Here is a 26,396-nt window from a genome sequence, read left to right as displayed (position 1 = left end):
TGACGCAATTCGTTCCTAACTACTACGTTAGCGGCCAATCAAAATGGGCAATTGGGCCGAGAATGCGGCATCGGTACGACTAGCTAACGTCCGGGAGCCATCGTGTGGCCGTGGTTCCTGGGGCGGCAGCGGCCGCGAGGTGCTAGGCGCCACGCTGGTTCGCCCATATTTCTCTCAGCGATCCTCGGTAGTCTGCCCACTCGCAGCTGGGATTCCGGCTGAGTCAGGCGCTACGCGCTTCCGCCATCGGCCCCGGTGACTCGGCGCTTTCGCGTGACAGCAACACCTTCTTTCGACTCACCGCCGAAGTTCGTTCGCCCTTGCGGGGCGAGCGCCTGAACCTGACTGACGGACGCCGCTCGGCACCTGGATGGTGGATATTGCTCGCTTGTAGACAATTTGCATGCAATACACATCGCACACTGCCCCCGGCCTACGGTGCCTGCCCCAAGCCCAACAGACCTTGCGTACGAATCAGCGGAACGGGACACTGAAACGCTGCCCCCCCAGCTCTGCCCTACATCCTCGACGACGCCAGCCGCGCGGCCAGCCCCAGGAAGACCACCCCCGCAAACCAGTTCAGCGCGCGCTGCGCGCGTGCCGAGCGCAGCAGCAGGGCGCCGAACATGGCCGAGCAGCAGGCGATGACGGAAAAGACCAGCAGGGTGGCGATGATGAAGACCACGCCGAGCACCATGATCTGCAGCGCGACATGGCCACGGTCCGGCGCGACGAACTGCGGCAGGAACGCGAGGAAAAAGATCACCACCTTGGGGTTGGTCAGGTTCATTACCACGCCACGCCGGTACATATGCCCCACGCCAGCCTTGTCGCCGTTGCCCTGGCCCATCGCGCCCACCGGGGCGCGCAACGCCTGCCAGGCAAGATAGGCCAGGTATAGCGCGCCGGCGATCTTGAGCACCATGAATGCGAGCCTGGACGCGGCGAACAGCGCGGCCAGGCCAAGCGCGACCGCGGCCGTATGCACCAGCAGCCCGGTGCACAGGCCGAGCACCACGACCATGCCCGCGCGGGGCCCCCGCATGGCGGATTGCAGCAGGACAAAGACATTGTCCGGGCCCGGGGTCAGTCCAAGCACCACGGCGATGCCGAAAAATGGCAATAGTGTCTCGAACGGGGGCATGCGCTTTACTCCTTTGCTGTCGCGGATATCGCGTTGTCGGGTCAGGCCCGATACCTGGTACCCGGTACCGGGCACGATCGGGCAAAAGGCATGGCCGGAGCATCCGGCGCGCCCACCGAATATTGCCAGCCAGACAGCGTTTTGTGTCAGCCAGGCGCTTTGGCGGGCTCTGGCTGGGTCTGGCGGGCGCCGGCAGGCCAGTCAAGGGTGCCAGGTCGCCGGACTGCCCGAGGCTGCCTGCGGCGCCGGCCGATGGCTTCCCGCCATCGCATACGAGAGCTGGTTGGCCGCATCCATGACGGTCTGTGCCAGCGCGAGCAGCCTTTGCTCGCTCAGGCGCGAGGACGGGCCGGAGATGCAGGCCGACCCGAGCAGCTTCCAGTGCAGCCCGAACACCGGCGCCGATACGCTGGAGACTTCCGGTTCGCGCTCGCCCATCGACAGGTGATAGCCCCGCCGCCGGATCGATTCATAAGGCTCGCCCGGCTCCCCTGAGAACGCCAGGATGACGCGCCCCGGCGCGCCGCTGTCCAGCGGCAGCGCGGAGCCGATGCGCACGTGGTGCCGGATGGCTTGCGGCCCTTCCACGCGCACCAGGCACATGCGCTGCTGGCCCTCGCGCACGTAGAACGAGGCGCTTTCCCCGGTCTTGATCGTCAGCTCCCGCAGCACCGGCTCCACCACTTCGTACACGTTGAAGGTGGCCTGGTAACACGCGCCCAGCCAGCCGGCGGCGCGTCCGAGCCGCCAGCTGCCGTCCTCCTTCTGGACCAGGTAGTCGTCGGTTGCCAGCGTGCGCGCGAGGCGCAGCACGGTGGTCTTATGAAAGCCGGTGCGGCGGCTGAGCTCGGCCAATGTGAGTTGTGCGTCGCTCACACCGAAGGCTTCCAGGACGCGCAGCGCCCGCCGTACCGCGATGACGCCACCGCCGGCGTCGTCAGCCGCCTCGCCGGCGACGGGGGGATTGGAGGAGTCCATGGTGTGGAATGGGTTGCGTACAGTGAAACTGTATTGTACTACGTGCAACGACCATCCAGAATCCGTTCCAACAAATCCAACAATCAACGAGATCTGGAGACAAGCAATGACGCTGCTGCGCCGCGGCCTGACCACCGCCATCCTTTGCGCCCTGGCCATTTCGGCCCTGGCGCAGGCTCAAACCTATCCCGCCAAGCCCATCCGCGTGATCGTGCCGTTCCCGGCCGGCGGCGGCACGGACATCATTGCCCGCGAGGTCACCAACAAGGTGGCGATGGCGCGCGGCTGGCGCTTCGTGGTGGACAACAAGCCGGGCTCCGGCGGCAACCTCGGCGTGGATGCCGCGGCCAAGGCCAGCGGCGATGGTTACACCATCGTGCTGGGCCAGACCAGCAACCTGGCCATCAACCCCACGCTCTACCGCAAGCTGCCCTACAACGTGGCGAAGGACCTTACGCCGGTGGGCCTGGTCGCCAGCGCGCCCCTGGTGCTGGTGACCAACGTGGATTCGCCCTACAAGACGCTGGCCGATGTGGTGGCTGCCAGCAAGGCGCATCCGGGCACCATCAACATGGCCTCGCCGGGCAACGGCACGGTGGCGCACCTGACCAGCGAGCTGTTCCAGAAGGCGGCCGGCATCAAGCTCACTCACGTGCCATACAAGGGCGCGGCCCAGGCCGTCAACGACCTGATCGGCGGGCAGGTGCAGTTGTACCTGTCGTCGGTGCCGACGCTGATCGGCCATATCCGCAACGGCAAGATGCGCGCGCTGGCTGTCACCTCGGCCACGCGCATGGGCGACCTGCCCAACGTGCCCACCATCGCCGAGTCCGGCTACGGCGGGTTTGAGGCCGTGACGTGGTTCGGCTTCGTGGCGCCCGCCGCCACGCCCAAGGACATTGTGGCGAGCCTGAATGCCGAGTTCAACAAGGCGCTGCAGGTGCCTGAACTGAGGAAGAAGCTGAGCGACCAGGGCGCCGACGTATTGGGCGGCACCCCCGAGCAGTTCGGCGCCCTGATGAAGAAGGACACCGTGCGCTGGTCGGCCGCCGTCAAGGCATCCGGCGCACAGGTCGACTGATTCCCGCATCCGTCGCCATCCCTCTCTACCCGCTTACGTGCTTACGTGCTTACGCGCTTACCCGCTTACCCGCGTACGCACCTACCCGTTGCCATTCCCGAATCCAAGGAGTCATGCCATGAGCCTGCCCAACATCGTCAAATCCTTCGACCGCGTACCCGCCGACATCGTCGCCCAGGCCGCGAAATTCCAGCCCGCGATCCTGGCCGACGTGGCTGGCCGCCGCGGCGCGCTGCACGGCCGCATCAGGGCACTGCGCCCGCATATGAAGCTGGCCGGCACCGCCTTCACCGTGGAAGTGCGCCCCGGCGACAACCTGATGATCCATGCCGCGATGGCGTTGGCGCAGCCCGGCGACGTGCTGGTGATCGACGGCAAGGGTGACCAGAGCAGCGCGCTGATGGGCACCATCATGATGAATGCATGCCGCCAGCGCGGCATCGCCGGCGTGGTGATCGACGGCGCGGTGCGCGACAGCCTGGAGATCGACGAAATGGATTACCCTGTGTTCTCGGTGGGCACCAATCCCAACGGCCCGACCAAGGAAGTGGGCGGGCGCATCGGCCACCCGGTCTCGGTCGGTGGCGTCACCGTGCACCCTGGCGACTTCATCTGCGGCGACGCCGATGGCCTGGTGGTGGTCGAGCGTGAAAAGATCGCATCGCTGCTGCCGCTCGCCGAGCACAAGGAAGCCGCCGAGGCCCGCCGCATCGCGCAGATCAAGGAAGGCAAGACCAGCGCCCCGTGGCTGCTCGCTTCGCTCGTCACCGCCGGCGTGCTGAAAGAGGGAGAGACGCTGTGAGCACCAAGCCAGCCATCCTGGTCACCGCGGCCGACCTCGCGCCGCAAGCCGAGGCACTGCTCGGCGATTTTGAGATCGTCTACGCCGGCAAGACGCCCCAGGCCGCCGATCTGGTGGCGCTGGCGCAGCGCCACAACCCGGTCGGCATCATCGTGCGCTACGGCGCCGTGACGCCGGAGATCATGGACGCCGCGCCGGCCCTGAAGGTCATCTCCAAGCACGGCAGCGGCACCGACACCATCGACAAGCCCGCCGCCGCCGCGCGCGGCATCGCGGTCACGGCTGCGGTTGGCGCCAACGCGGCCGCGGTGGCGGAACAGGCCATGGCCCTGTTGCTGGGCTGCGCCAAATCCTTGGTGCAGCTCAACGAACGCATGCATGCCGGCCATTGGGACAAGGCCACGCACAAAAGCGTCGAGCTGGCGGGCCGCACCATTGGCCTGATCGGCCTCGGCGCCATTGGACGGCGATTTGCCAGGATGTGCGATGCGATGGGCATGCGCGTGATCGGCTTCGATCCGTTCGCCGCCGATCTGCCCGGCTACATCGAGCCGGTGGACCTGGACGCGATCTGGCGCGAAGCCGATGCGATCTCGCTGCACTGCCCGCTGACCCCCGGGAACAGGGCGATGATCAACGCGCAAACGCTGGCCCAGTGCAAGCAGGGCGTGATCCTGGTCAACACCGCGCGTGGCGGGCTGATCGACGAACCTGCGTTGCTGGCCGCGGTGCAGTCAGGGCAAGTGGCCGTGGCGGGGCTGGACAGCTTCGCAGTCGAGCCAATGACGGTGCCGCACATCTTCCACGGCCAGCCTGGCTTTCTGCTCAGCCCGCATATTGGTGGCGTGACCAGCGCTGCTTACGTGAATATGGGCGTGGCGGCGGCGCAGAATACGCTAGGCGTGCTGGCCGCGTTGAGCGTAGCCGGCTGAGCAGGGCCAACGTCGCGCACGGCGACGACAGCCGGGCAAGACGCACGAAAGCGCGTTTGGCCCCAGGAAACAAACAGCAGGAGACAACCATGAACACCAGATCAACCCGCGCATCGGTTCCGCGCCGATGCGCGCTGGCAGCGATCGCCTTCATCGCCATGTCGGTGCACGCACAGACATGGCCTGAAAAGCCCGTCAGAATCGTCGTCCCTTACCCCCCGGGCGGCGCCGTCGATGCAGTCACCCGCAAGATGGCCCAGCGCCTCAGCGAGCAAACCGGCCAGAGCTTCGTCGTTGAGAACAAGGCCGGCGCCACCGGCACCATCGGTACCACGCAAGTCGCCCGCGCCCCGGCCGACGGCTACACGCTGCTCGCCAACGACACCACGTACTCGCTGCTGCCGCACATCTTCAAGAAGCTGCCGTTCAACTACGCCAACGACCTGCAGCCCGTGGCCGCCTTCGTGTTCGCGCCGATGGCCGTGGCGGTCAAGGCCGACGCCAGATACAAGACCATGAGCGACCTGATCGCCGCCGCGCGCGCGGGCGACGGCAAGGTGAGCTATGGCTCCGGCGGCGCCGGCACCACGCCGCATTTCGCCAGCGAGGCCCTGGGCGTGGCGACGGGTGTGCACTTCATGCATGTGCCGTTCAAGGGCGCGGGCGAGGCCACGCTGGCGTTGCTCGGCGGCACCGTCGACTACCAGATCGCCTCCACGCCCGGCCTGATCGGGCAAGTCAAAGGCGGCAGCCTGCGCCTGCTGGCGGTCAGCGGTGACAAGCGCCTTGCCGCGCTGCCCAATGTGCCGACCTTTGCCGAGGCAGGGGTCATGGGCTATGGCGTGGTCAACTTCACCGGCCTGTGGGCGCCCAAGGGCACGCCGCCGAAGGTACTGGAACGGCTTCAAAAGGAAGTGGCCGCGGCCATGGCCTCCCAGGACATGAAGACCTTTGCCGAAGGCATTGGCGCGGAGCCGGGCTATTGGGATGCCTCCGCATTCTCCAGGCAGCTTGCCGAGCGCACGGCGTTCTGGGGCAAGGTGGCGGCCAATACCGCGTTTGAGAGGCAATAAGCCATGTTCCTGCTGAACGCCCCGGAAGTCCGCGAACTGGATCCGTTCACCCGCATGCCCGCACGCTATCGCCAGCCCAGGCGCACGGTCTGGGCCGATGCCAACCAGGGCGGGCGCGAGATCGATGCCTTCCTGGAGGGGCCCGTGTTTGATGGCGCCGGCAATCTCTACGTCACCGACATCCCTTATGGCCGCATCTTTCGTATTGACCCGAAGGGCGACTGGGAAATGGTGGCGCAATGGGACGGCGAGCCCAACGGCATGAAGTTTCTCAACGCGCACGAACTGCTGGTCACGGACTACCGCAACGGGCTGATGCTCGTCGACGTGCGCAGCGGCAGCGCCAGACCGTATCTGGCCCGCCGCAATACCGAGAGCTTCAAGGGCGTCAACGACCTCACCATCGATACGCAAGGGAACATCTACTTCACGGACCAGGGGCAGACCGGGCTGCACGATCCTACCGGCCGCGTCTATCGGCTGAGTGCCGCTGGCCGGCTGGAGCTGCTGCTGTCCAATGTGCCCAGCCCCAACGGCATCGTGCTGTCCCCCGACGAGAAGTTCCTGTTCGTGGCGGTGACCCGCGGCAACTGCGTCTGGCGCATGCCGATCCTTGCCGATGGCGGCGTCTCCAAGGCGGGCCAGTTCTTTACGTCATACGGCCCGAGCGGCCCGGACGGGCTGGCCATGGATGCCTGCGGCCGGCTGCTGGTGGCGAACCCGGGGCTGGGCTATGTCTGGGTGCTGAACCACCGCGCCGAGCCGCTGCAGGTGCTGCGTGGCCCCGCCGGGCATTCCCTGACCAATCTCGCCTTTGGCGGCGCGGCTGGCAAGACGCTGTTCGTGACGGACTCCACGGCGGGTGACATCCTGCGCATCGAGATGGATGTGGCGGGGCTGCCGATCGGCCCAAGCAGGAATGCGACGGGGGACAAAGCAAGCGGCTGAACTGGATTGTCGACACCAGGCTTGCTTGCAGGCGGGCAACCCGGCGGTGGAACTGGCGGTGCCGAAGCCGCTGACGCCGTCGCCGATCCGCGGCCCGCGCCTGTCACTGCACGCGCATTGCGTGTTCAAGAACGGCAGCCATCAACCTGGTCGGGCCCTTCGGCTTGGCTTGAGGGCCCGGCCCCGGCAATGCAAAAAGCCCGTGCGGCGTGAACCGTACGGGCTTTTCAGGATCTGGTTGCGGGGGCAGGACTTGAACCTGCGACCTTCGGGTTATGAGCCCGACGAGCTGCCAACTGCTCCACCCCGCGGGCCGAAATATACGCGGGTTGGTGCGCCATGGATAGTCCTGATTGGGATTATTTCCAGAAATGGTCTCGGCGCATTGCCAGAATCAATGCTGTTGCCGCAAAAATGAGCATGGCATCCGCGCTTTGCCGGGTACCCGGCCGCTGGCCGGCCACGTCGCCGGGTAACGTATTCGCCATGCGCGCAGCATCCGCGGACACGATCGCCCGTGGGCTCGGCGGCGCACATGTTCCGGATCCTGGCGCCGGCCTGGCAGCAACCACCTTCGCGCTTACCCTCCGGCGGCATCCTTCGGCACCGGAGCCAGGCGGAACTGCGCGGACAAGTCGGCCTCGGCGCCAAGCTGGGCGTCGGTCTGCACGACGCCTTTCGCGGCGAGCTTCGTGAGTGTCCGCGCCGCTTGGATCGGGCTGACGCCCGTGGCCTTCGCGACCTGATATGCATCCATTGGGGTGCCCGTCTTTTGCAGGGCGTCGATTACTGCCTGGCGAGTGTCGTGATTGTTGTTCATTTCCGGGCGTAGGTTGAGTCTGCTCAGACTAGACGAGGCGGACCGCCGGCGCAACCCCGCATTCTTGCTGATCCTCCCGACCGAAAAGGTTGCGCGACGGGCTTCGCACGTCAAAATAGAGGGTCTGATCGCACGCATCGCAAGAATTGCAAGAATCGCAAGAACAATGAAGCACACTTTACTGCTGATCGACGGCCTGAACATCCTGCGCCGGGTCTACGAAGCCAACCCGGCTGAGGACATTCCGGCCAAGGTCGAAGGCGCCGTACTCTCGGCGCTGGCCTCGTTCCGCCGTGCCCTGACCGAATGCAAGCCGACGCACGCGCTGGCGGCGTTCGATACCGGCGGCAAGACCTGGCGCCACGCGCTGTATCCCCAGTACCGCCAGCACCGCAAGCCCATGGATCCGGAGCTGGCGGAGGTTCTGCCTGACTTCCGCCTGACGCTGACGGAAGTGCTCGGGCTGCAGACCGCCATGATCGAAGGCTACGAGGCCGACGACATCATCGCCACGGCCTTCTATCGCTGGACCGCGAGCAAGGAGGGGCAAGTGATCCCGGTGAGCACGGACAAGGACGTGCTGCAGCTCATCGCGGACGGCGCTATCGTGCGCAACCACTTTGCCACCGCGAAGAACGGGGAGCCATCCTGGTTCGATGAACGCTACGTCATGGACAAGTTCGGCGTGGGCAGCCACCAGCTTGCCGACTATCTCGCCCTGCTGGGGGATAGCACGGACGATATCCCCGGCGTCGAGAAGGTCGGGGCGAAGACCGCGGCCAAGCTCTTGCAGCGCTACGGGGACCTGGAGGGCGTGCTTGCCAACGCCGCCGAGGAAAAAGGCGTGGTCGGCAAGAACCTGGCGGAACAGGCGCACCTGGCCCGGCTCTCCCGCCAGTTGCTCTCGCTGAAGACCGATGCCCAGCTTGGCCTGACGTGGAACATGCTGCGGGTGGGGGACACGGCTGAGTAGGGGCGCCGAATAGGGGCGCCGAATAGGGGTGCGGAATGGCGGCCCCGGCCGCACGCTGATCGCCGTCACGCCGCTCCTGAAAACCTGCGGCATTCCCGAGCCGGTGGTCGGCGGGGAGTTGGGCAGCCATATCGCTCATCGCATCGCCGACTCGTGCCCATAGACGGCATCACGCAATTCCGTCACGAAGCGGCCGGACATGCCTTCATACAGGGTGTTGGTGAACGCGGCCACGCTCAGGCCCCGGGCGCGGTCGACGAACCACGAGTGCCCGTAGGCGCCGCCCCAGCGCCAGGTGCCGGCCGACTCCGGCGAGCCGGCCGCGGCCGGATCATGCAGCACCGAGAAACCCAGGCCGAAGCCGGTGCCTGGCGCATCCGGCGGGCCCCATGCGCCGGTCTGGTTGCGGCCCATTTCATCCACCCAGGCCGCGGGCATCAATGGCTCGCCGCCCTGGCGCAGGGCTTCCAGCAAGCGAAGGAAATCGCCGGCGCTGCCAATCATGCCGGCGCCGCCGGAGGGGAAGGCACTGGTGTCCAATGCGCGCGCCGGCGCGTAGTGGATGCCAGCCGTGCCGTCGACGACGGGGACCACATCGTGGGCGCGCATGCGGCGCGGCACCGGCGTGTCGTTGACGTAGGCGGTGGCCAGCCGCCTGGCGTCGGCCGCGGCAAAGCCGGTGTCGCTCATGCCCAGCGGACCCGTGACCAGCGCGTGCACCGCTTCGGCCAGCGGCGCGTCGCAAACGCGTTCGATCACGGCGCCAAGCACGTCCGTGGCCAGCGAATAGCCCCAGGCGCTGCCTGGCTTGTAGAGCAAGGGAGCGCTGGCGATGCGGCGCAGGTTCTCCGCAAGGGTGATGCCCGGCTGGTCCATGCCGTCCGAGACGCCGGCGCGGGCATAGGGCCCGTGCTCGTCGGCTTCGAAGAAGCGGTAGCCCAGTCCGGCGGTATGGGTCATCAGTTGCCGCACGGTGAGGATGGCGGGGCTGCCGTCGGCCAGGCGGGGCGTGAAATCCGGCAGCCAGCGCGCCGCGGCCTCGTCGAGCCCCAGGCGGCCCCGCGCCACCAGCACCATCGCTGCGCTCGACACGATGGGCTTGGATACCGACGCCAGGCGGAACAGCGTATCGGTGCGCATGGGCCGGCCGGCCTCACGGTCGGCCAGGCCCGCGGCGCGGCGGTGGATGACTTCGCCGTGGCGGGCAACCAGCACGACGGCGCCGACCAGGCGGTGGTCGGCAAGGGCTTGTTCAATCACCGCGTCGACGCGGGCGGACAGGGTGGGCAGGGCGGACAAGGGGGACGACATGCGTGTTTTCCTTCGTCGCAAGACAGGAATGGGATCAAGCAAACGATAAGAAACACTGGACTCGGGAAAAAGTAGGCTAGAGTTCCTGGTTATCCGGACAGCTTTGTCCGTAATCGAAGATCAAGGCGCCTGGAATGGCGGGAAAGCCAATGGACAGCCTGAGTGGCTTTACGGTGTTTGTGCAGGTTGCCGAGACCCGCAGCTTCGTGGTGGCCGGCCGCCAGATGGGCGTGTCGGCGTCGGCCGTGGGCAAGAGCGTGGCAAGGCTGGAAGAAAAGCTCGGCACGCGGCTGTTTCACCGCAGCACGCGCAGTATCACGCTGACCGCGGAAGGCGCGCTGTTCCTGGAGCGCAGCCGCCGCATCCTGGCCGAGATCGAGGCGGCGGAGCAGGAGTTGTCGCGCGCCGCGCAAGCGCCGCGCGGGCGCTTGCGCGTCAGCCTGCCGCTGGTGAGTTCGCTGGTGCTGCCGGTGCTGGGCGACTTCATGCGGCAGTATCCGGAGATCGAGCTGGACCTGGATTTCACCGACCGCATGGTGGACGTGATCGAGGAGGGTTTCGATGCCGTGGTGCGCACCGGCGAGCCAGGCGACTCCCGGCTATCGGCGCGGTGCCTCGGCGCGTTCCGGGTCCTGCTGGTGGCGTCGCCGGCGTATCTCGCGCAGCGCGGGGAGCCCATGCAGCCCGCGGACCTGGCCGTGCACGCCTGCTTGCAATACCGCTTCCCGAACAGCGGCAAGCTGGAAGCGTGGCCGCTGCGCCGCGCAGCCGTTGATCCGGAGTTGGACCTGCCCACCTCGATGATCTGCAACAACATCGAGACCCGTGTGAGCTTTGCGCTGCAGGGTCTCGGCATCGCCTGCTTGCCGGACTTTGCCATCCGCGAGGCGCTGGCCGACGGCCGGCTGCGCACCGTGCTGGATGACTACGTGGACCGTAGCGGCACCTTCCGCGTGCTGTGGCCGGCCAGCCGGTACCTGTCGCCCAAGTTGCGCGTGTTCATCGATTTCCTGGGCGAACGGGTGTTTCCGGGCGGCGGCATTGCGCGCTGAGGGTTGAATCAACGTCGTCGCGCCCCAGCGCGTGTAGCCGTTCTGCTCTTGGCGTAGCGCAGGCCACGCAAGGCCTGGATAGCGCCTGCCACGCGTTCGATGTCCTGTAGCGAGCGCTTGGAAAATGCGGCGAACAGTTCACCCGCGGCATTCGGCACCAAGCCGCGCGCGATGTTGCCAAATCCCATCTTGACGCCGCCGGCAAGAGGCGTAAAATCTTGAAGGTTGGGGCCGCAAGGTTCCCAATAATGGTTGTAAACCTTCTTCTTGAAGGCCTTCTGGACGGCGGTTCGATTCCGCCCAGGTCCACCAGAAGCACATTGCACGGGTAGTGCGCTTCTGATGGGCCTGACCTGGTTTCGACAGGGGGAGATAGGGTCGTGAGGCAACTCGTCAGAGAAGACGCTAAAACTAAATCGAAGTAAATGCTAACGACGAAAAGTTCGCATTGGCCGCTTAATTGCCGCCTTGGGTTGTAACTGACCTCGAAACAGAAAAGTTACTGACAGGGGCTCCTTCGGGGGCCCTTGTTCATTTTGGCGTCGGCACCTTGCGGGTGGTTGAGCGCTCATCGCGTGACTCGTCCAGTTCGATGGAGCGCTTGCGTAGCGATTCGAGTCACTCCAAAAAGTACCGATTGCTACACTTTTAGATCGCCTCCAGGTATCTTTTCCCCCACCGATGTCAAAGGGTGTACTTCAGGCTCAGGTAGAACGTGCGCTGCGGGAAGGGGTGGAACAGGAAGTACTTGTGATTGTTCAGGTTGTCCACGCCCAGCGCACCGCTCCAATGCTTGTCTAGCTGGTAGTGCACGCGCGCATCCATCACGAAGAAGCTCTCGAAGCCCTGGTAGGTCGCGGGGTTGATATCGGTGTTGTCGACCGTCGCGTACACGCGGCTGCTATAGCGCGCTGCCAGCGTGTAAGCCCATTTGTTGTCAGGCCGATAGGTTGCCGCCACCGTGCCGCGCCACGTGGGCACGTAGGGCACGCGCTTGCCGACCGCCGTCGCGCCGGGCGTGGTAGGCACATAGCTGTCGTCCGAGAGAATCCGGGAGTTGACATAGGTGACGTTGCCCGAGAGCGTCAGGCCGTTGATCAGCACATGGTCTTGCTGGCCGGCCAGCTCGAGCCCCAGTTGCCGTGTCTTGCCCACGTTCTGCGTAAAGGAGACAGGCGTGGCGAATCCGGCAATGGTCGAGGTCTGGGAGATCAGCGCGTTCTTGACGTACTCGCTGAAGGCGGAAACGCGCAGCTTGCCCTCGCTGGTGTGGCGCTCAATGGCAAGTTCGCCCGACAGGACGCGCTCCGGTTGCAGGAACGGATTGGCCTGGGTGAACGTCGTCCCGGTCTGCACGCTCTGGTAGAGCTCGCCGACCGTCGGGAAGCGAAGCGCCTTGCCGAACGAGCCGGTCACCGACCACAGCTGGCTGGCCTCCCAAGTCAGCGACGCCTTGGGGGAGAAGCCGGATTTGTCCAGGCTGGGCTGCTGGATCGGCACCCCCACGCCGTTGCTGCCAATGGCGTAGTTGAACCCGTCATGGGCGCGCCACATCTCATAGCGGCCGCCCAGCGTAGCCTGCAGGCTCGGTGTCATGCGCCAGACGTCCTGCAGCCAGAGCGCGCCGGTCTGCGTCTTGCCCTGCGAGGTGCTGAACAGCGCGCCATTGCCACCGGAGACCCAGTTGGTGGTGCTGTAGGTCGGGCTGCTCAGCTTGAACTGGTCGTAGTGGGCGCCAAAGCTGACGATGTTCGCGCCGGCGATGCCCTGCGGCCGCCAGATGCCCTTGACGTCGAGGGTGGACCAGCCGGAGCCGCTCATGTCGGTGGTCCGGCCCGGCCCACCCGTCAGCGCCGCCGGATAGAGCCCGGTGGACAAGCGGCTCGAATCCTGCAGATAGTAGAAATTGCTGACAATGGCCTCCCAGTCGAACAGCCCCTGCGTCCGGGTCCCGACCTTCAGGCTCTGCATCAGGTGTTCCTGATCGACGTTGTTGCTGGAAAACTGGCCCGCGATGGTGCTGGCGCTGTACGCGAATCCGCCGATATTGACGTTGCCGCCCGACGCGCCGTAGAAGGGCGAGCCGGATGCCGTGCTCAGGTAGGTTTGCGCGCTCGCTTTCGAACTGTTCTGCCAATAGCCCAGCGTGTAGACCGCGCTCAACGTCGGCGTGAAATCGTAGCCCAGCTTGACGGTGGCGTCGTCCTGCAGCGTATGGATGAAATTGCCCGCGCCGATTACCTGGATGGCGCCACCGGTCCGGTTGCGCTCGGCGTACGCGCCCGAGATGACCGGCAGGCCGGCGCCGGCGGCGGCGGTCGTCGACTGGCCGACCGTGGCGAAGCTGAGCGGCTGGCTGAAGCTGTTGAGGTGGTTCGCGCTGAACCACCACGAGAACTTTCCGGTGCGGTCCCCCAGTGTGGCGCCGACCTGCTGCGCCGGCTCGTTCTGGTCGGTGCCGTATTTGCTGAACTGCTGGATGGCGCCCGTGACTTCCAGGCTGCCCTCGAACGTCTTCGGCATGCGCGCGGTGATCTCGGTCACGGCACCGTAGGAGTTGCCTGGATACGCCGCGGCGAACGGGCCGTACATGACGTCGACCCGGTCGATCGATTGCGGCGTCACCATGAACCACTGCGGGGAGCCGTTGCCGTTGTTGTTGTTGATCAGGGTCGACAGCAAGACCCCGTCGGCATAGATCAGGCTGCGCGCGCTGGCGTTGATGCCGGTGGTACGGGTTGCCATCGGGGATTGGGTGTCGCCGATAAAGCGCTTGCGCACCAGCACGTCGGGCAGGTATTTCAGGGCATCTTCCGCGCCCATCACGTTGATGGCCTGCGCGGCTTGTTCGCCAGTGATGCTCCCGGTGGTCTGCGGCAACTGGTTCTTCTCGGCAAACGAACGGGTCTCGGTCACCTGGACCGCCGGCAGGCTCTGTTCGTCGGCGGCCTCGGCCAGCGTGCCGATGGTGCCAAGGATGACTAGGGGCAGCAGTGTGCGCATGATTGGGTCTACCTCAAATCGTTGTCCGGCGCCCACGCGCAGGTGCGTGCGGACGCCACGATCACGCCAAAGGGCGTGCGTTGCTTACAGACTGGATTGAGGTAGGGCCGGAGGGTCCCTGGGGCGTCCTGAAGGAAAGGCCCCGAGTGGCGTGAAGCGGGTGACCAGCACATGCGGCGTGGCGACCACCAGCAGCGGGATTGCCGACAGCGCCGCGGGCGCAAGGGCAGGCAGCGGCACATGGTCCGCCAGCAGATCGCAATAGCCGCAGGCGTTCAGCGAGCTGCCCGGCATGTCATGCGGCGCATCGCCCGGGTGGGCGACCGAGCAGATGACGGCTTCGGGATCGCTGGCCTGGGCCGCGGCCACGAACTGGCTGACTGCCGGCGCAAGCACGATGAGCCACATAGCGATCAGGCCAAGCCATGCGGTCAAGCGGATGCGGCGGATAAGCGTCATTGTTATAGGCGAGCGGGCGCGGCGCAGTCTACCCCAGCCAAGCCGAGGTGCGATCAGGCAGGCTGCGCGTCATTTTGACACAGGCAAGGACCTGGGGATGGGCGGGGTATGGCCGTCAAGCAGCGAAATCGTAGGGTTCCGCTCATTGAGCTGGCCTCGCCGGTTGCGCCGAATGCGCCGTTTGCCAGGCGGCGAACTCGGACGGCCGCAGACCGTACCTGGCCAGCACACCCTCGTGCAGCCGCCGCAGCTCCTCCACGATCAGCGCCTGTACATTGCTGCGCTCGGCTTGCGGCACATTGGCCATGACGGCCAGGTGAATCAGCGAGAGCGCATCCTGGCCGGGATGGGTTACCACTTCGCGGATGGTCTGCTTGATCAGTTCACGCCAGGCCAGGCGTGCCGGGTCCGGTTCCGCCAGGGCTTGCTTGATGGCCAGGTACTCTTGCGTCGATCGCTCGTAGGACCAGACGTAAAGATCGCGCAGCAATTCCACGCGTGTCATTTCATACAAGCCGAGGATGGCCCGGCTGTAAGCGTGATCGGGTACATCAAGAAAGGTAAGCGGACATAGGTTTGCGCGGAAGAGCGGCAAATTGGCGGCCAGCCGCGAGGTCCGCTTGTTGATGTCCGCGAACGGTTGCAGGTAAGGCAGGTGCACCATCACGAAGAAGGATTGCTCGAAAGGGTCGGTAATGCGATTCGCTTTGTCCAGCAGGTTATCCAGTGCCTCGTCGAGCTGTTGAGGCGCCGATAGCGGCCGATACACGCTTTTGCCGATGTCCACGGCATGTTGCCGGATCCGGCCTTCATCGGTCGGGTTGGGTAACAGGTTCTCCGACAAGGCGCTATGCAGGTTCATCAGCATGTAGCGATCGAACCTGGCTGTCCCGATGTTCTCCACCAACAACTCGATGGCGGTCTTGTGGTTGAGGATCATCTGGGTTTCGATGGCCGGCTTGCCTTGCGCAGCCTTGCCATGCTCGATCAACTCGAGGGTATCGAGCCGGGAATAGGTATTCCCTTCCAGATGGCTCGACGCCCAAGACAGATCGATCAGCAGCCGGCTCAGGATGGCCCGGCTGTATGTGCCCGCGGGCGCGTCAGCCTGTGCGGTCTTGCCCATCTTGTGCAACTGGCGGCGCAGCGATTCCGACAGGTACCAGGTGACGTTGGGCTGATAGGCGTCAAGAAAATCGTGCTGGTAACCGACTGGCTTGCGTGCCTGCGGCGGTTGATCGATGTATGCCAGGATATCCCGGCTGTCGGCTGACAGTGGGATGAACCCGGGGAAGCGGTCTTGCTCGATGGCCAGGGCGGCTGGCGCTGCGGATCCCACCACAAGGTAACGGCGGGCGCGGCCTTTGCCTGCCGGACAGATGATGCCCGCATCGACCCATTGGCTTAGCCAGCGTTGCGCTGTCCGGCGCGCCACCAAGGGGTGAGCCGCCAGTAATTCCGCCAGAGTCAGTCCGGCCGGGGAGGCTTGAATGCTCTTCAGTATTTCGTGGTCTGCGGACATGGGAGGTTGGGCGTTCGGTTCAGTCGGTGGCGCGATTGTGGCGCGATTTTTCCAATCGCGCCATTTCGATGGCGCGATTGTGGCGCGATTGTGGCGCGATGACCGAAACCGCGCCACCGCACGGATCTGGGTCATTCTGGCGTCCAACGGCAAAAAAGCTGTATTAATATGATCTATAAGGCATTTTTCGCAATGAGCCCGCGTAGCAGATATGCAGCTTTCCGAACAGCAGGTCCTGGCGCTCGCGCCAGACAGCGGTGCCGCCAGCATGGCAATTGCTGAGCTGAAGCGATCCAGAAGCAGGACGTGAGCCTGTGGGCAGCGAAACAAGGGTTCGTGACGAATCGAGCAGAGCAGGGCGCGGCCGACTTTGTGATCCGTCGGGGCGAGTCGGGGCGGCGACTCGAAGCGCGGGGAATTTCCATGTTCGGCGGTGCCGATCCCACATTCCTTGCGCGGGCCGCCCGGTAAGACGAGGCAAGAGTGCACGGCCGGAGCTACGTGCGCCACGAAACCTGGCTCGAAAGCGGCCAATGCCCCGGGTTGCAGTTCGAGGAATTATGCTTTTTCCTCAGCTATTGCTGGAGGGTGTCGGCAGACGCAGTCTCAGCGGCCGCCCCGGTTTCGATCAATCCGGCGCACATTTCTCGCAATCAAATCCTGTTCTTTCCCCTCACGGCGTCAGGCACATCCGTGCAAACTCTCTGCAATCGTCGTTCGCGGCGGGATGTCGCAGCACCGCGTCAAGCGCATCCACGAAGGCCGCAACGGTTGGGCCGCCTTGCGCCTCGCGCTCGGCTTCGTCCATGCGCATCATGCGGTCCAGGAACGCTACCACTTGCGTGCTCGGCTGCCGCTTTAGCGACGCCAGCAACTGCGCTGCATAGGCGCCCACGGGCTGGCGCTCAATCAGCGACCCGAAGGGGCCAGGGCCACCATAATCCAGCTCGGGATACGTTTCGATCAGGGCCAATATGCGCGCCAGGACATCTTGATAGTCTTGGCTTTCGAGCGCATCCAGGTGTTCGTAGATGCGATCGATAACAATCCATTTGTCACCCTGTGCTCGAGCCTCCGCGGCCGCCTTGTCGAGGTTGGAAAAAATTGAATCGGAATCTGGATTCATTGTCACGCTCCGGAGTAACAGGTAACAGGTAACAGGTAACAGGTAACAGGTAACAGGTAACAGGTAACAGGTAACAGGTCGGAAAGCAGGCCGGAAAGCTTGTTTGAGTGAGAGCTGAGCGCTACCGCCCACGACGGCAATCCGCCGATCCGGTTGACGGGGTGATGGGTGATGCGAGCGGCACGTGGCGTGGTAACACGCGGCGAAAGATGCACTTTACCCCTGGGCTGTGTGGCTTGTCTGCAAAAAGGGGCGTTTTCTTGATGGTTCTCGGCGGGGGGGGCGCCGATCAGTGGCTAGTGCGCTGGCCGCCAATCATCCGGTCGACCTCATCGTCCGTCGCCACCACGGCGCGCGGCAGGTCGCGCAGCGCGCCCAGCACCGGTCAGGCCCGTATCCGCTGCGAGGCGGCCGCAGTCACCTGCGCGCAAGCCAGGCCTGGACTTCAGCGTGAGTCCTGCATGGCAACACTCGGGCGAGCAATGGATCGCGCTGCGTCAGGGTGTGCAACTCCCGGAAATTGCCGGGAGCACGGAAGTTACCCCCGGGACGCACGCCGGATAAACCAGCCGGTCAGGACAGACGTCACGCTCATCGGCACGAAGATGCCCAGAAAAATCACGGGCCACAAGTCGCCGAGATCCCAGCCGCCGGAGTGTGCCCAGTTCGGTGTCACGCACCAAAGAACAGGGAGGCTCGCACACACTGCAGACAGACCAATGGATTCGATGATTGGATGGGCCGCCCCTTTGATCAGAAAGCCGGCGAGGATACCTGCAAAAATAGGAACAACGAGAACGAAGTAAAGAGTGGGATCCATGCGTATGTGGGCATTGAGCGTACCGCCCATGACTTGCGCATCGGCCGGAATTCAGCAATCTACCCAATTTTCTGTCGGTAAATCGTCAAAAATTGTAAATTCAGCAATATTTAACGAATCCGAACTTTTCGATGGACAGCGCTCTTCTACCGCAGCGCTACCGCCTTGAAGCTCGCCACCACGGCATCGCCGGCGCCGAGCAGGTCGAGCTGGCGGCCCGTAATGCGGTAGCGCCGTACCGTTTCCAGAGCGTGCAGGAACTGCGTTTCCTGGGCCATGCCCTGCGCGCAGGCCATCATGGTGCCGGCCAGGCCTTTGAAGCGAAGCTGGTCGCCATCGGCTTCATAGCCGCCCATCAGGCTGTTACAGCCGCCGTTGCCTGACAGCCGCGCTTCGTTCGTGGCGAGGATCAGGTGCGGTTCGCGCTGGCGCTCCGCCACGCTGACCGGCGCATCGCCCAGCCGCGTGAGCTTCCAGTAGGTCCCGCGCAACGGGCTGTCAGGCACCTGTGCCGTTGGCTTCTCCGATGCCTTCCCCTCGCCCCTGGAAGCCGATACCAGCCGCAACTGGAGCGGCGCGTTGTTGCCGTCCAGCGCCGGGACATGCGTGTCGGTGGTAAACAGCAACCGGCCATGCTGCCGGATCACCGCCCGCACGGCGTATCGATGGCCAGGCTCGATCGCCTGGTCCTGGTAGGCAACCCCGAAATGGAAGGGCGGCTGGCCCGCCGGATCCAGCGTGGACCGGCCGATAACCAGGGCTGGCGCGCCAGCGCGCGACACATCTTGCAGCGTGACTTCGAACACGGCATCGGGAGGCAGCGCGATACGCTCGCGATAGGTCGCCGTGCCCGTCACGATACCGGCCAGCGCAGGTAACGCCAGGGTGGCAGCGAATGCGGCAAGGGTTTGGCGTGCGGGGTTCTTCCACATGGTCTTGTCCGTTCTCAGGTTCATTGGGTGCAATCGTGAAGCGTTCGCGCCATCGCGATCAGGTAGTTTGCCAGGCTGGGAAACAACGGCTGACTATATGCCAAGCCGCTCTTTGAGTGCATCGGTAGTCAGCGCCCCCGAAAACGTCAACATCTCGCCCCCAGGGCCCTGATATACGGCAAATGGCACGCTGTCCAGCTTCAAGCGTAGAAAGTACTCGGTGTTGGCCTTGACCTGGCTCACGGCATTTTCCGGGGTCTGCGCGGCGGAGACCTCAAGCCCGCCTTTGCGAGCATCGAGCAAGGCTTCATGATTGTCCATTTCCCTGACGGCGTTCTGGCTACCGAGCAGGTAGGCGCCCTGCTGCGCGGATTTTTCCGGGGTCAGCAGTCCGATTGGGATCCAGATGAAATGCGCGGACGACAGCAGTGGCTTCGCTGCCTTCCAGAGCTCACCGCAATGGGGGCACTGCGGATCAAAGAAGATATAGATCTTCCTGGCGCTGAGCACATTGCCGGCATTGAACCCGTGCGTGTTGCTTGCCACGGACTCGATCGACAGCGTGACAGCCGGTTGCTGGACGACGCCAGACGGCGCGGGATTCGCATCGACTTTGGCTTTCTCTCCACAACCATAAATCTGGACGATGAGCGCTGCGCAGATCGGCAGCAGTAACGTTCTTTTCATATGGATATCGTTTCAAGTAGGATTCAGCAAGATAGCCGTCAGCCGATAGCACCGAGCGCAATGAGCTTCGAGATCGTATTGAAATTGCGAGTCGTCGCGGCCACCTTGAGCTTTCTCTCGATGAAATTGTTGTTGGCCTTCAGGTCACTGTATTTCGTGGCGCACAAGACATACGCCATGTCGCCGACCACCTGCACCTGGTCTGGCGCATGTCCAAGCGCATGGAACGCTTCGAGCAACGCATCTTCAGGCCCGGACGCAAGCAGCGTGAAATAGAGCTTGGCGGGATCGGCGCCCTTGAACGGGTTGTTCTCCATCGCTTCGTTGAAGTACGGCGCCGACCTTGCCAGGACCTTGATATCGCCGCCAAACCGTTCCTTGATGACATCGTGAACCAGATCCTCGATGGCGGACTGGTTCAGGTTCGTGGAAGCCATGACGTTGCCGCTCTGGATGTAGGTTCTCACGTTGCGCAGCCCCGCTTCTTCCAGGGCCGCGCGCAGCGGTGCCATGAGCACCTTGTTCTTTCCCGTCGGCATCACACCGCGCAACAGAATGATCTTGTCTTCATGGTTCGACGCCATCGTGAATGTCTCGGCTGCTAAACGCCAAGTATAGACTGCGTCGCTTCCATGTAGGAGCCAACCATAGTGGCCCGGCTGACCGAGCGCTATCACATCGAGGCCCGCGTCAAGGGCTGGGGCGTGCGTTCCTGGCCGTCTGCAACGCGTCACGCTGGCGTGGTCCGTTCAACGTCTGCGCCACGGCCACGAGCCCGGCCTCCAGTTGCCGGATTGTGGCAGGCGCCGCCATGGCGATTCTTATCGTACGGCTTGCCGGCACATCGGGCGCGGCAAAGGCGGCCAGGGGGGGGATTGTCACGCCCTGCCGTGCCAACGCGAAAACGAGGTCATCGGGTCTCCAGCGTTTCGGCAGGTCGAGCAGAAGATGGAAGCTGGTGTGGTGCGCCTTGATGGGCCACGCCCCGAGGATGCGCCGCGCGAGCGCTTGCCGCAATCGCGCCTCGTCGCGCTTTGCCACGATCCAGTGCGCCAGTGTGCCATCCCGCATCCATGCTGTGGCCAGTGCGGCTGTCATGGCGCTTGCGGACCACACGGTGGCGCGAAGTCCCTCGTGGAGCCGTTCCCTGAACCGCTCGGGCGCGACCATATAGCCCACTCGCAACCCGGGGGCCGCGCTCTTCGACAGGCTGTGAATTTCGATCACGCAATCTGGCGCCAGGCTGCGCAGCGTTGGCGGAGGAGAAGCTTCGAGAAAGCCGTACACGCTGTCATCGACCAGTAGCAAGTCGTGGCGACGCGCGACCTCGATCAAGGCGAGCCTGCGCGCGAGTGGCATCACGCCCCCGGTGGGGTTGTGAACCGTGGGCATGGTGTAGACGATGCGCCCCCGGCCTGCATGCTTGCGGCAAGCCGCGTCAAGCGCGTCCGGCATGATGCCATCGTCGTCGATCGGAACGCCGACCAGGGGGACGCCCAACAGATTTGCGGCGCTCTTGAAACCGGGGTAAGTCAGGGATTCCACGGCAACCAGATCACGCCGCGTGACAAGGCTTTCCCCTGGCCCGTCCGGGTGGTGGCCCTGACGCTGTTCCTGATTACCGGTGCGGTGAATCTGCAGGCGCCGCTTTACACGACTTACGCACGGGCAAGCCAGATGGGCGCTGGGGCGCAGACGCTTGCCTTTGCTTGTTACGTGGCCGGATTGGTGCCCACGCTGGTTTTCCTTGGCGGGCTATCGGATCGCGCAGGGCGGAAATTGCCTTTGATCGGCGCGCTGCTGCTGACATCCGCGGCAACCGCGTTGCCGATGATGTGGCCCCGGCTGGAGGCGCTAGCAGCGGCACGCGGATTGTGCGGCATCGCGACCGGGCTGATGGCTGGAAGCGGCACGCAGTTCCTTGTCGAATTGATCGGGCCGCGGCCAGCGGCGGCCGCGCGGGCCGCGCGCATCGTCGCGGCCGCCACCTCGCTGGGCTTCGGCTGCGGCGCGCTGGCGACCGGCCTCTGTCTGCTGGCGGCGCCGTATCAACAGACCCCCGCGACCTACGGTGCCTACCTATTTTGCGCCGCTTGCGGGGTGGTTTTGCTCGCCATGATCCGGGAGCCGTCGTTCCCGCGTTCGTCGGCGTGGCTTCGCATGCCCGTCTTTCCCAGGCAGACGCTCATCTATGGCGTTGCGATTCTCATTGCCTGGTCGACTGTCGGGATGGTGATCGCGCTGGTCCCGGTGGCGCTCGCCGCGCATGGGCACGATGCGTGGACGGGGTTCTCCACGTTCTTCGTGATTTCAACCGGACTCATTGTCCAGCCCGTGGCGCGCAAGCTATCGCCTGCGCGGTCGTTGCGCCTGGGCATGCTGCTCGTACCCTGCGGTTTCACCGTATTGATCGCGGGTGTCGTCTACTCGTCGTTGCCCTTGCTGCTGTCAGGCGCGATGCTCGCGAGCGCGGCTTGCTACGGCTTTACCTATCTCGCAGGCCTCGCCGCGAATTCAACCTGTTCCACCGACGCCAACCGGGCTCGGGCAACGTCCGGCTATTTCCTCTTCGCCTATTTCGGATTCAGCGTGCCGGTCATCGCGAGTGGTGCGCTGGCGGATCGGGTCGGCGTGCATTCGGCCCTCTGGATCTTCGACGGCGCAATCCTTGTGGCGACCGCTTTGCTCGCGCTGTCGATGGTGCTGCGATCGTCTATCAGGAGATATCGGACGATCTAGGGGCCATTTCAAAAAGATCCTGGCGTCGTTGCGCGGCCTTGCTGTCTATGGAAGGGGAGTGGCGCGCGAGAACTTCGCGCCGACCACCGCAATGCGTGCCGCACCGGCAAGTGCCAGTGCATGGCGGTGGGCCCCCGGTTCTCGCTTTGCGTCGGCGCGCGTCAGTCCAGCCTTGGCAGCATCTTGGCGGGATTGAGCAGGTTCTTCGGATCCAGGGCCCGCTTGACCTGCCACATCAGCTCCAGCTCCACCGGCGATTTGTAGCGCTTCAGGTCGTCGCGCTTGGCTACGCCAATGCCGTGCTCGGCGGAGATCGAGCCGTTCTCCGCGTGGGCCAGGTTGTCCACCGCCTCGGAGATCGGTGCGTACCACTGGCCGAGGAAGTCCGCGGCGCTGCGGTCCTTGGGGCGCAGCGGGTTGAAGTGCACGTTGCCGTCGCCCATATGGCCGTAGATCACCATGCGCGCTGCGGGCTCCAGTGCCAGTACCTTGGCCGAGGCGTCGCCGATAAACGCGGCGATGCGCGACAACGGCACCGACACGTCGCACTTGATGCTGCCGCCGGTACGGGTCTGCGCGTCCGAGATTTCCTCGCGGATGCGCCAGAAGCGCTGGGCGTCGGCCAGGCTGGCAGCCACCGCGGCGTCCAGCACCAGTTCCTGCGCCAGCCCGGCTTCGAGGATTTCCATCAGCGTGGCGTTGAGGCTTTCGTCGCTGCCGCCGGAGGTCAGCTCGATCAGCACCATCCAGTCGTGGCGCGCGGGCAGCGGCGAGGTCACATCGCCCAGGTATTCGAGCACCAGTTCCAGCGCGGGCGCCGAGATCAGCTCGAACGCGGTGACAGCCTGGCCGCCATGCTGCTTGGCCACGCCGAGCAGGCGCACGGCGGCTTCGGGGCTTTGCACGGCCACGAAGGCCACGGCATTGGCGCGCGGCTGCGGCATCAGCTTGAGCACGGCCGCCGTGATGATGCCGAGCGTGCCTTCGGAGCCGACGAAGAGTTGCTTGAGGTCGTAGCCGGTGTTGTCCTTGCGCAGGCCGCGCAGCGACGAGTAGATGCGGCCATCGGGCAGCACGGCCTCGATGCCCAGCACCAGGTCGCGCATATTGCCGTAGCGCAGCACGGCGGTGCCGCCTGCGTTGGTGGCCAGGTTGCCGCCAATCTGGCAGGAACCTTCCGAGCCGATGCGCAGCGCAAACAGGCGCTGCTCCTGCTCGGCGGCGGTACGGGCCGCGTTGAGCGTGACGCCGGCCTGCACCGTCATGGTGTCGTTGATGGTGTCCACGGCCAGCACGCGGTTCATGCGGCCCAGGCTGAGCAGCACCGCGGTGCCGCTGTCGTCGGGCACCGCGCCGCCCATCAGCGAGGTATTGCCGCCTTGCGGCACCACCGGCACATCATGCGCGTGGCACCAGGCCATGACCTGGCTGACCTGTTCGGTCGTGGAGGGCATGACCACCACCTGGGCCTTGCCGCGGTAGATGCGGCGGTAGTCCGTGACGTAGGACTCGGTGTCGGCGTCGCCGCTCAGGCAGGCGCCGGCGCCGACGATGGCTTGCATCGCGGCCAGGGTGGCGTTGGTGGCGCTGGTGGGGCTGGTGGCAGGGGCGGTGTGGGAATCAGTCGGCATGTTGGCGTGCTTTGTCGTGTTCTGCGATTGCGATTGCGATTGCGGTGGCGGGCATCAGTATGCGGCAGATGGCCCTGCCGCGGGCGCGGTGCCGGTGCCGATGAAGTCCGCGGCCAGCCGGCGTGCCGCGCTGGCATAGAGCAGCACATCCACGCCTGTCGCCACGAAGGTGCAGCCCAGATCCAGGTAGCGGCGCGCCAGCTTGGGGTCGGATGTCAGCGTGCCCGCGGCCTTGCCGCTGGCGGCGATGGTGCGCATGGCGCCTTCGATGGCGGCCTGCACCTCGGGGTGGCCCGGATTGCCGCGATGGCCCATGGAGGCGGCCAGGTCGGCGGGGCCGATAAAGACGCCGTCGACGCCGTCGACAGCGCAGATGGCATCCAGGTTTGCCAGGGCCTTCACGGTTTCGGCCTGCACCAGCAGGCAGATCTCATCGTCGGCCACATCCAGGTAATCGGCGCGTGCGCTCCATTGCGAGGCACGGCCCACGGCGCTGCCCACACCGCGAATGCCCTGCGGCGGGTAGCGGGTGGCGCATACCAGCGCGGCGGCTTGCTCGGCGGTATCCACCATGGGCACCAGCAGGTTCTTCGCGCCGATATCCAGCAACTGCTTGATCAGCGGGACTTCGCCGGCCACGCAGCGCACCACCGGTTGTGAGCGGTACGGGGCGATCGCCTGCAGCGCATTTAGCGTGCCGCGCAGGTCGTTGGGCGCGTGCTCGCCGTCGATCAGCAGCCAGTCGAAGCCGGCCGTGGCCGAGACTTCGGCGAGATAAGGCGATGCCATCGAGAGCCACAGGCCGATCTGGGGCTGGCTGGCCGCCAGCGCGGCCTTGAATGCGTTTTGTGCGGGCATGGTGTTCCGAAGAATGTCGTGGGCGTGGGTGGGATGCCGCCGGGTCTTAGCCGAGCAGGCCCTGGCAAATATATTTGGTGTGCATGTAGTCGTCCAGCCCGTGGCGCGAGCCCTCGCGCCCGTAGCCGGATTCCTTGACGCCGCCGAAGGGCGCGGCCTCCGAGGCGATGGCCCCTTCATTGACGCCGACAATGCCCGTTTCCAGCGCCTGCGCCACGCGCCAGATGCGGCGCACGTCATTGGAGTAGAAGTAGGCGGCCAGGCCGAAGGGCGTGTCGTTGGCGTCGCGGATCACCTCGGCTTCATCGGTGAATCGGAACACGGCGGCTACCGGGCCAAACGTTTCCTCGCACGACAGCGCCATTTGCGGCGTGGCGTTGGTGAGCACCGTGGGCGCGTAGTAATGCGGGCCGTCTGCCAGGCGCACGCGTTCGCCGCCGGTCATCACCACGGCGCCCTTGGCGACGGCGTCCGCCACATGGCGGGCGATCTTTTCCACGGCGCGCGCGTTGATCATGGGGCCGATCTGCGATGCGTCCTCGGTGGCAGGCCCGACCTGCAGCGCGGCCACCCGCTGCGACAGGCGTGCGACGAAATAGTCGTGCACGCCAGCCTGTACATAGACGCGGTTCGGGCAGACGCAGGTCTGGCCCCCGTTGCGGAACTTGGAGGCCATCAGCCCATCGACGGCGGCATCGATGTCCGCGTCGTCGAACACGATGAACGGCGCATTGCCACCGAGCTCCAGCGACAGCTTCTTCAGCGTGCCGGCGGATTCGCGGGCCAGGTGCTTGCCCACCGGGGTGGAGCCGGTGAAGGTGATCTTGCGCACGCGGCTATCGGCCAGCCAGGCATCGACCACGGCGGGTGTTTTGGCGCGCGAGGCGGTGACGATGTTCAGTACACCGGCGGGCAGGCCGGCTTGCTGTGCCAGGTAGACCAGCGCCAGCGCGGTCAGCGGCGTGTCTTCCGCCGGCTTGGCCACCACGGTGCAGCCGGCGGCCAGCGCGGGCGCGATCTTGCGCGCGATCATGGCGAGCGGGAAGTTCCACGGCGTGATGGCGGCTACCACGCCAACCGGTTCCTTGAGCACCAGCATCTTGCGCCCGGGGACGGACTCGGCGACGATCTCGCCGCTGATGCGGGTGGCTTCCTCTGCGAACCACTCTACGTAGGAGGCGCCGTACAGCACTTCGCCGCGGGCCTCCTTGATGGGCTTGCCCTGTTCGGTGGAGATGATCCGGGCCAGGTCTTCCTGGTGTTCGAGGATCAGGGCGTGCCAGCGCTTGATGATCTGCGCGCGGTCGCGCGCGGTGCGGCGGCTCCAGGCTGGGAAGGCTGTCGCTGCGGCATCGGTTGCCTGGCTGGCGTCCCGGGCGTCGCTGTCGGGCACGCAGGCGAAGACGGTGTTGGTGGCAGGGTTGGTGACATCCAGGCGGTGGCCGGTGTGGGCGGCTGACCACGCTTGGCCGATCAGGTTGCTGGTGCGGAGCAGGGCTGGGTGG

General features: G+C 65.2%; 24 protein-coding genes, 1 tRNA gene and 1 other RNA gene. 9 read left to right on the top strand and 17 right to left on the bottom strand.

All coding sequences use genetic code 11. The features are described 5' to 3' along the window. Positions 1-517: 517 nt before the first annotated feature. Complete coding sequence (locus tag AC1RWI_RS10740; protein WP_043354377.1) at positions 518-1,144, bottom strand: LysE family translocator; 627 nt, start codon at positions 1,142-1,144, stop codon at positions 518-520. A gap of 201 nt (positions 1,145-1,345) precedes the next feature. Continuing rightward, positions 1,346-2,122 (bottom strand): IclR family transcriptional regulator, encoded by a 777-nt coding sequence (locus AC1RWI_RS10735; protein ID WP_043354378.1) that lies wholly within the window; start codon positions 2,120-2,122, stop codon positions 1,346-1,348. 106 nt (positions 2,123-2,228) lie between these two features. On the opposite strand from AC1RWI_RS10735, the gene AC1RWI_RS10730 reads away from it, so the two are divergent. The 5 genes from AC1RWI_RS10730 to AC1RWI_RS10710 all read left to right on the top strand — a co-directional run bounded on the left by AC1RWI_RS10730 (position 2,229) and on the right by AC1RWI_RS10710 (position 6,958). Then, positions 2,229-3,203, top strand: a complete 975-nt coding sequence (locus AC1RWI_RS10730) for a Bug family tripartite tricarboxylate transporter substrate binding protein (protein ID WP_043354379.1) — start codon at positions 2,229-2,231, stop codon at positions 3,201-3,203. Between the two features lie 118 nt (positions 3,204-3,321). Further along, complete coding sequence (locus AC1RWI_RS10725) at positions 3,322-4,005, top strand: RraA family protein (protein ID WP_492866250.1); 684 nt, start codon at positions 3,322-3,324, stop codon at positions 4,003-4,005. Beyond that, the gene (locus AC1RWI_RS10720) at positions 4,002-4,937 is read left to right on the top strand and encodes an NAD(P)-dependent oxidoreductase (protein WP_043354382.1); all 936 of its coding nucleotides are present in this window, start codon (positions 4,002-4,004) and stop codon (positions 4,935-4,937) included. Before AC1RWI_RS10725 ends, AC1RWI_RS10720 begins: the two co-directional genes overlap by 4 nt. Before the next feature lie 89 nt (positions 4,938-5,026). After that, positions 5,027-6,010 carry a Bug family tripartite tricarboxylate transporter substrate binding protein gene (locus tag AC1RWI_RS10715; RefSeq protein ID WP_492866248.1) on the top strand — a complete coding sequence of 328 codons (984 nt, stop codon included), beginning with the start codon at positions 5,027-5,029 and terminating at the stop codon, positions 6,008-6,010. Positions 6,011-6,013: 3 nt separating this feature from the next. Continuing rightward, positions 6,014-6,958: an SMP-30/gluconolactonase/LRE family protein gene (locus AC1RWI_RS10710; protein ID WP_043354386.1), complete on the top strand. Its 945-nt coding sequence runs from the start codon at positions 6,014-6,016 to the stop codon at positions 6,956-6,958. 235 nt (positions 6,959-7,193) lie between these two features. On the opposite strand, the gene AC1RWI_RS10705 is transcribed toward AC1RWI_RS10710, so the two are convergent. After that, positions 7,194-7,269 (bottom strand) — tRNA-Met (locus AC1RWI_RS10705). A gap of 269 nt (positions 7,270-7,538) precedes the next feature. Further along, on the bottom strand, positions 7,539-7,778 hold the full coding sequence (locus tag AC1RWI_RS10700; RefSeq protein WP_043354387.1) for a hypothetical protein: 240 nt from the start codon (positions 7,776-7,778) through the stop codon (positions 7,539-7,541). A gap of 166 nt (positions 7,779-7,944) precedes the next feature. Between AC1RWI_RS10700 and AC1RWI_RS10695 the strand changes: the two genes are divergently transcribed. Continuing rightward, positions 7,945-8,751, top strand: coding sequence for a 5'-3' exonuclease (locus tag AC1RWI_RS10695; RefSeq protein WP_043354389.1), 807 nt, complete (start codon positions 7,945-7,947; stop codon positions 8,749-8,751). 135 nt (positions 8,752-8,886) lie between these two features. On the opposite strand, the gene AC1RWI_RS10690 is transcribed toward AC1RWI_RS10695, so the two are convergent. Beyond that, complete coding sequence (locus tag AC1RWI_RS10690) at positions 8,887-10,062, bottom strand: serine hydrolase domain-containing protein (protein WP_492866245.1); 1,176 nt, start codon at positions 10,060-10,062, stop codon at positions 8,887-8,889. 149 nt (positions 10,063-10,211) lie between these two features. On the opposite strand from AC1RWI_RS10690, the gene AC1RWI_RS10685 reads away from it, so the two are divergent. Beyond that, complete coding sequence (locus AC1RWI_RS10685) at positions 10,212-11,114, top strand: LysR family transcriptional regulator (RefSeq protein WP_492866243.1); 903 nt, start codon at positions 10,212-10,214, stop codon at positions 11,112-11,114. 175 nt (positions 11,115-11,289) lie between these two features. Further along, positions 11,290-11,648, top strand: a transfer-messenger RNA (tmRNA) gene (gene ssrA / locus AC1RWI_RS10680). 150 nt (positions 11,649-11,798) lie between these two features. On the opposite strand, the gene AC1RWI_RS10675 is transcribed toward ssrA, so the two are convergent. The 9 genes from AC1RWI_RS10675 to AC1RWI_RS10635 form a co-directional block, all read right to left on the bottom strand. Further along, positions 11,799-14,117, bottom strand: coding sequence for a TonB-dependent receptor (locus tag AC1RWI_RS10675; protein ID WP_492866241.1), 2,319 nt, complete (start codon positions 14,115-14,117; stop codon positions 11,799-11,801). Positions 14,118-14,201: 84 nt separating this feature from the next. Further along, positions 14,202-14,576, bottom strand: a complete 375-nt coding sequence (locus tag AC1RWI_RS10670; RefSeq protein WP_492866239.1) for a DUF2946 domain-containing protein — start codon at positions 14,574-14,576, stop codon at positions 14,202-14,204. Positions 14,577-14,718: 142 nt separating this feature from the next. After that, complete coding sequence (locus AC1RWI_RS10665; RefSeq protein WP_492866237.1) at positions 14,719-16,608, bottom strand: Fic family protein; 1,890 nt, start codon at positions 16,606-16,608, stop codon at positions 14,719-14,721. A 163-nt stretch (positions 16,609-16,771) separates the two neighbouring features. Then, positions 16,772-17,224, bottom strand: coding sequence for a hypothetical protein (locus AC1RWI_RS10660; protein ID WP_043354402.1), 453 nt, complete (start codon positions 17,222-17,224; stop codon positions 16,772-16,774). A 538-nt stretch (positions 17,225-17,762) separates the two neighbouring features. Then, positions 17,763-18,074 (bottom strand): hypothetical protein, encoded by a 312-nt coding sequence (locus tag AC1RWI_RS10655; protein WP_043354404.1) that lies wholly within the window; start codon positions 18,072-18,074, stop codon positions 17,763-17,765. A 116-nt stretch (positions 18,075-18,190) separates the two neighbouring features. Then, positions 18,191-19,000, bottom strand: coding sequence for a YbaY family lipoprotein (locus tag AC1RWI_RS10650; RefSeq protein ID WP_492866235.1), 810 nt, complete (start codon positions 18,998-19,000; stop codon positions 18,191-18,193). 69 nt (positions 19,001-19,069) lie between these two features. Continuing rightward, positions 19,070-19,663, bottom strand: a complete 594-nt coding sequence (locus tag AC1RWI_RS10645) for a thioredoxin domain-containing protein (RefSeq protein WP_492866233.1) — start codon at positions 19,661-19,663, stop codon at positions 19,070-19,072. A gap of 38 nt (positions 19,664-19,701) precedes the next feature. Then, positions 19,702-20,340, bottom strand: a complete 639-nt coding sequence (locus tag AC1RWI_RS10640) for a DUF1697 domain-containing protein (RefSeq protein WP_492866231.1) — start codon at positions 20,338-20,340, stop codon at positions 19,702-19,704. 13 nt (positions 20,341-20,353) lie between these two features. Next, positions 20,354-21,166 carry an aminotransferase-like domain-containing protein gene (locus AC1RWI_RS10635; RefSeq protein WP_492866358.1) on the bottom strand — a complete coding sequence of 271 codons (813 nt, stop codon included), beginning with the start codon at positions 21,164-21,166 and terminating at the stop codon, positions 20,354-20,356. Between AC1RWI_RS10635 and AC1RWI_RS10630 the strand changes: the two genes are divergently transcribed. Further along, positions 21,083-22,402 (top strand): MFS transporter, encoded by a 1,320-nt coding sequence (locus AC1RWI_RS10630; protein ID WP_492866229.1) that lies wholly within the window; start codon positions 21,083-21,085, stop codon positions 22,400-22,402. The genes AC1RWI_RS10635 and AC1RWI_RS10630 overlap by 84 nt on opposite strands. A gap of 161 nt (positions 22,403-22,563) precedes the next feature. Here the strand turns inward: AC1RWI_RS10630 and AC1RWI_RS10625 are convergent, their stop codons facing one another. The 3 genes from AC1RWI_RS10625 to AC1RWI_RS10615 all read right to left on the bottom strand — a co-directional run. Beyond that, a complete protein-coding gene (locus tag AC1RWI_RS10625) occupies positions 22,564-23,964 on the bottom strand; it encodes an FAD-binding oxidoreductase (RefSeq protein ID WP_492866356.1) in 1,401 nt (466 codons plus the stop codon). 123 nt (positions 23,965-24,087) lie between these two features. Continuing rightward, positions 24,088-24,891 carry a 4-hydroxy-2-oxoheptanedioate aldolase gene (hpaI, locus tag AC1RWI_RS10620; RefSeq protein WP_043354412.1) on the bottom strand — a complete coding sequence of 268 codons (804 nt, stop codon included), beginning with the start codon at positions 24,889-24,891 and terminating at the stop codon, positions 24,088-24,090. A 46-nt stretch (positions 24,892-24,937) separates the two neighbouring features. Next, a partial coding sequence (locus tag AC1RWI_RS10615) for an NAD-dependent succinate-semialdehyde dehydrogenase (protein WP_492866227.1) occupies positions 24,938-26,396 on the bottom strand: 1,459 nt, incomplete at its 5' end.

Source organism: Cupriavidus sp. MPR-AND1C (assembly GCF_058809705.1).
This window is presented reverse-complemented; position numbering and strand designations above follow the sequence as displayed.

What these genes read in the sequence shown, in the direction of transcription:
- AC1RWI_RS10630 (WP_492866229.1), top strand. Translation starts at nt 21,083, where the DNA reads ATGCTTGCGGCAAGCCGCGTCAAGCGCGTCCGGCATGATGCCATCGTC.
- AC1RWI_RS10695 (WP_043354389.1), top strand. Translation starts at nt 7,945, where the DNA reads ATGAAGCACACTTTACTGCTGATCGACGGCCTGAACATCCTGCGCCGG.
- AC1RWI_RS10725 (WP_492866250.1), top strand. Translation starts at nt 3,322, where the DNA reads ATGAGCCTGCCCAACATCGTCAAATCCTTCGACCGCGTACCCGCCGAC.
- AC1RWI_RS10690 (WP_492866245.1), bottom strand. Translation starts at nt 10,062, where the DNA reads ATGTCGTCCCCCTTGTCCGCCCTGCCCACCCTGTCCGCCCGCGTCGAC.
- AC1RWI_RS10685 (WP_492866243.1), top strand. Translation starts at nt 10,212, where the DNA reads ATGGACAGCCTGAGTGGCTTTACGGTGTTTGTGCAGGTTGCCGAGACC.
- AC1RWI_RS10650 (WP_492866235.1), bottom strand. Translation starts at nt 19,000, where the DNA reads ATGAACCTGAGAACGGACAAGACCATGTGGAAGAACCCCGCACGCCAA.
- hpaI (WP_043354412.1), bottom strand. Translation starts at nt 24,891, where the DNA reads ATGCCCGCACAAAACGCATTCAAGGCCGCGCTGGCGGCCAGCCAGCCC.
- AC1RWI_RS10710 (WP_043354386.1), top strand. Translation starts at nt 6,014, where the DNA reads ATGTTCCTGCTGAACGCCCCGGAAGTCCGCGAACTGGATCCGTTCACC.
- AC1RWI_RS10675 (WP_492866241.1), bottom strand. Translation starts at nt 14,117, where the DNA reads ATGCGCACACTGCTGCCCCTAGTCATCCTTGGCACCATCGGCACGCTG.
- AC1RWI_RS10625 (WP_492866356.1), bottom strand. Translation starts at nt 23,964, where the DNA reads ATGCAAGCCATCGTCGGCGCCGGCGCCTGCCTGAGCGGCGACGCCGAC.
- AC1RWI_RS10670 (WP_492866239.1), bottom strand. Translation starts at nt 14,576, where the DNA reads ATGACGCTTATCCGCCGCATCCGCTTGACCGCATGGCTTGGCCTGATC.
- AC1RWI_RS10715 (WP_492866248.1), top strand. Translation starts at nt 5,027, where the DNA reads ATGAACACCAGATCAACCCGCGCATCGGTTCCGCGCCGATGCGCGCTG.
- AC1RWI_RS10660 (WP_043354402.1), bottom strand. Translation starts at nt 17,224, where the DNA reads ATGAATCCAGATTCCGATTCAATTTTTTCCAACCTCGACAAGGCGGCC.
- AC1RWI_RS10740 (WP_043354377.1), bottom strand. Translation starts at nt 1,144, where the DNA reads ATGCCCCCGTTCGAGACACTATTGCCATTTTTCGGCATCGCCGTGGTG.
- AC1RWI_RS10735 (WP_043354378.1), bottom strand. Translation starts at nt 2,122, where the DNA reads ATGGACTCCTCCAATCCCCCCGTCGCCGGCGAGGCGGCTGACGACGCC.
- AC1RWI_RS10645 (WP_492866233.1), bottom strand. Translation starts at nt 19,663, where the DNA reads ATGAAAAGAACGTTACTGCTGCCGATCTGCGCAGCGCTCATCGTCCAG.
- AC1RWI_RS10655 (WP_043354404.1), bottom strand. Translation starts at nt 18,074, where the DNA reads ATGGGCGGTACGCTCAATGCCCACATACGCATGGATCCCACTCTTTAC.
- AC1RWI_RS10700 (WP_043354387.1), bottom strand. Translation starts at nt 7,778, where the DNA reads ATGAACAACAATCACGACACTCGCCAGGCAGTAATCGACGCCCTGCAA.
- AC1RWI_RS10730 (WP_043354379.1), top strand. Translation starts at nt 2,229, where the DNA reads ATGACGCTGCTGCGCCGCGGCCTGACCACCGCCATCCTTTGCGCCCTG.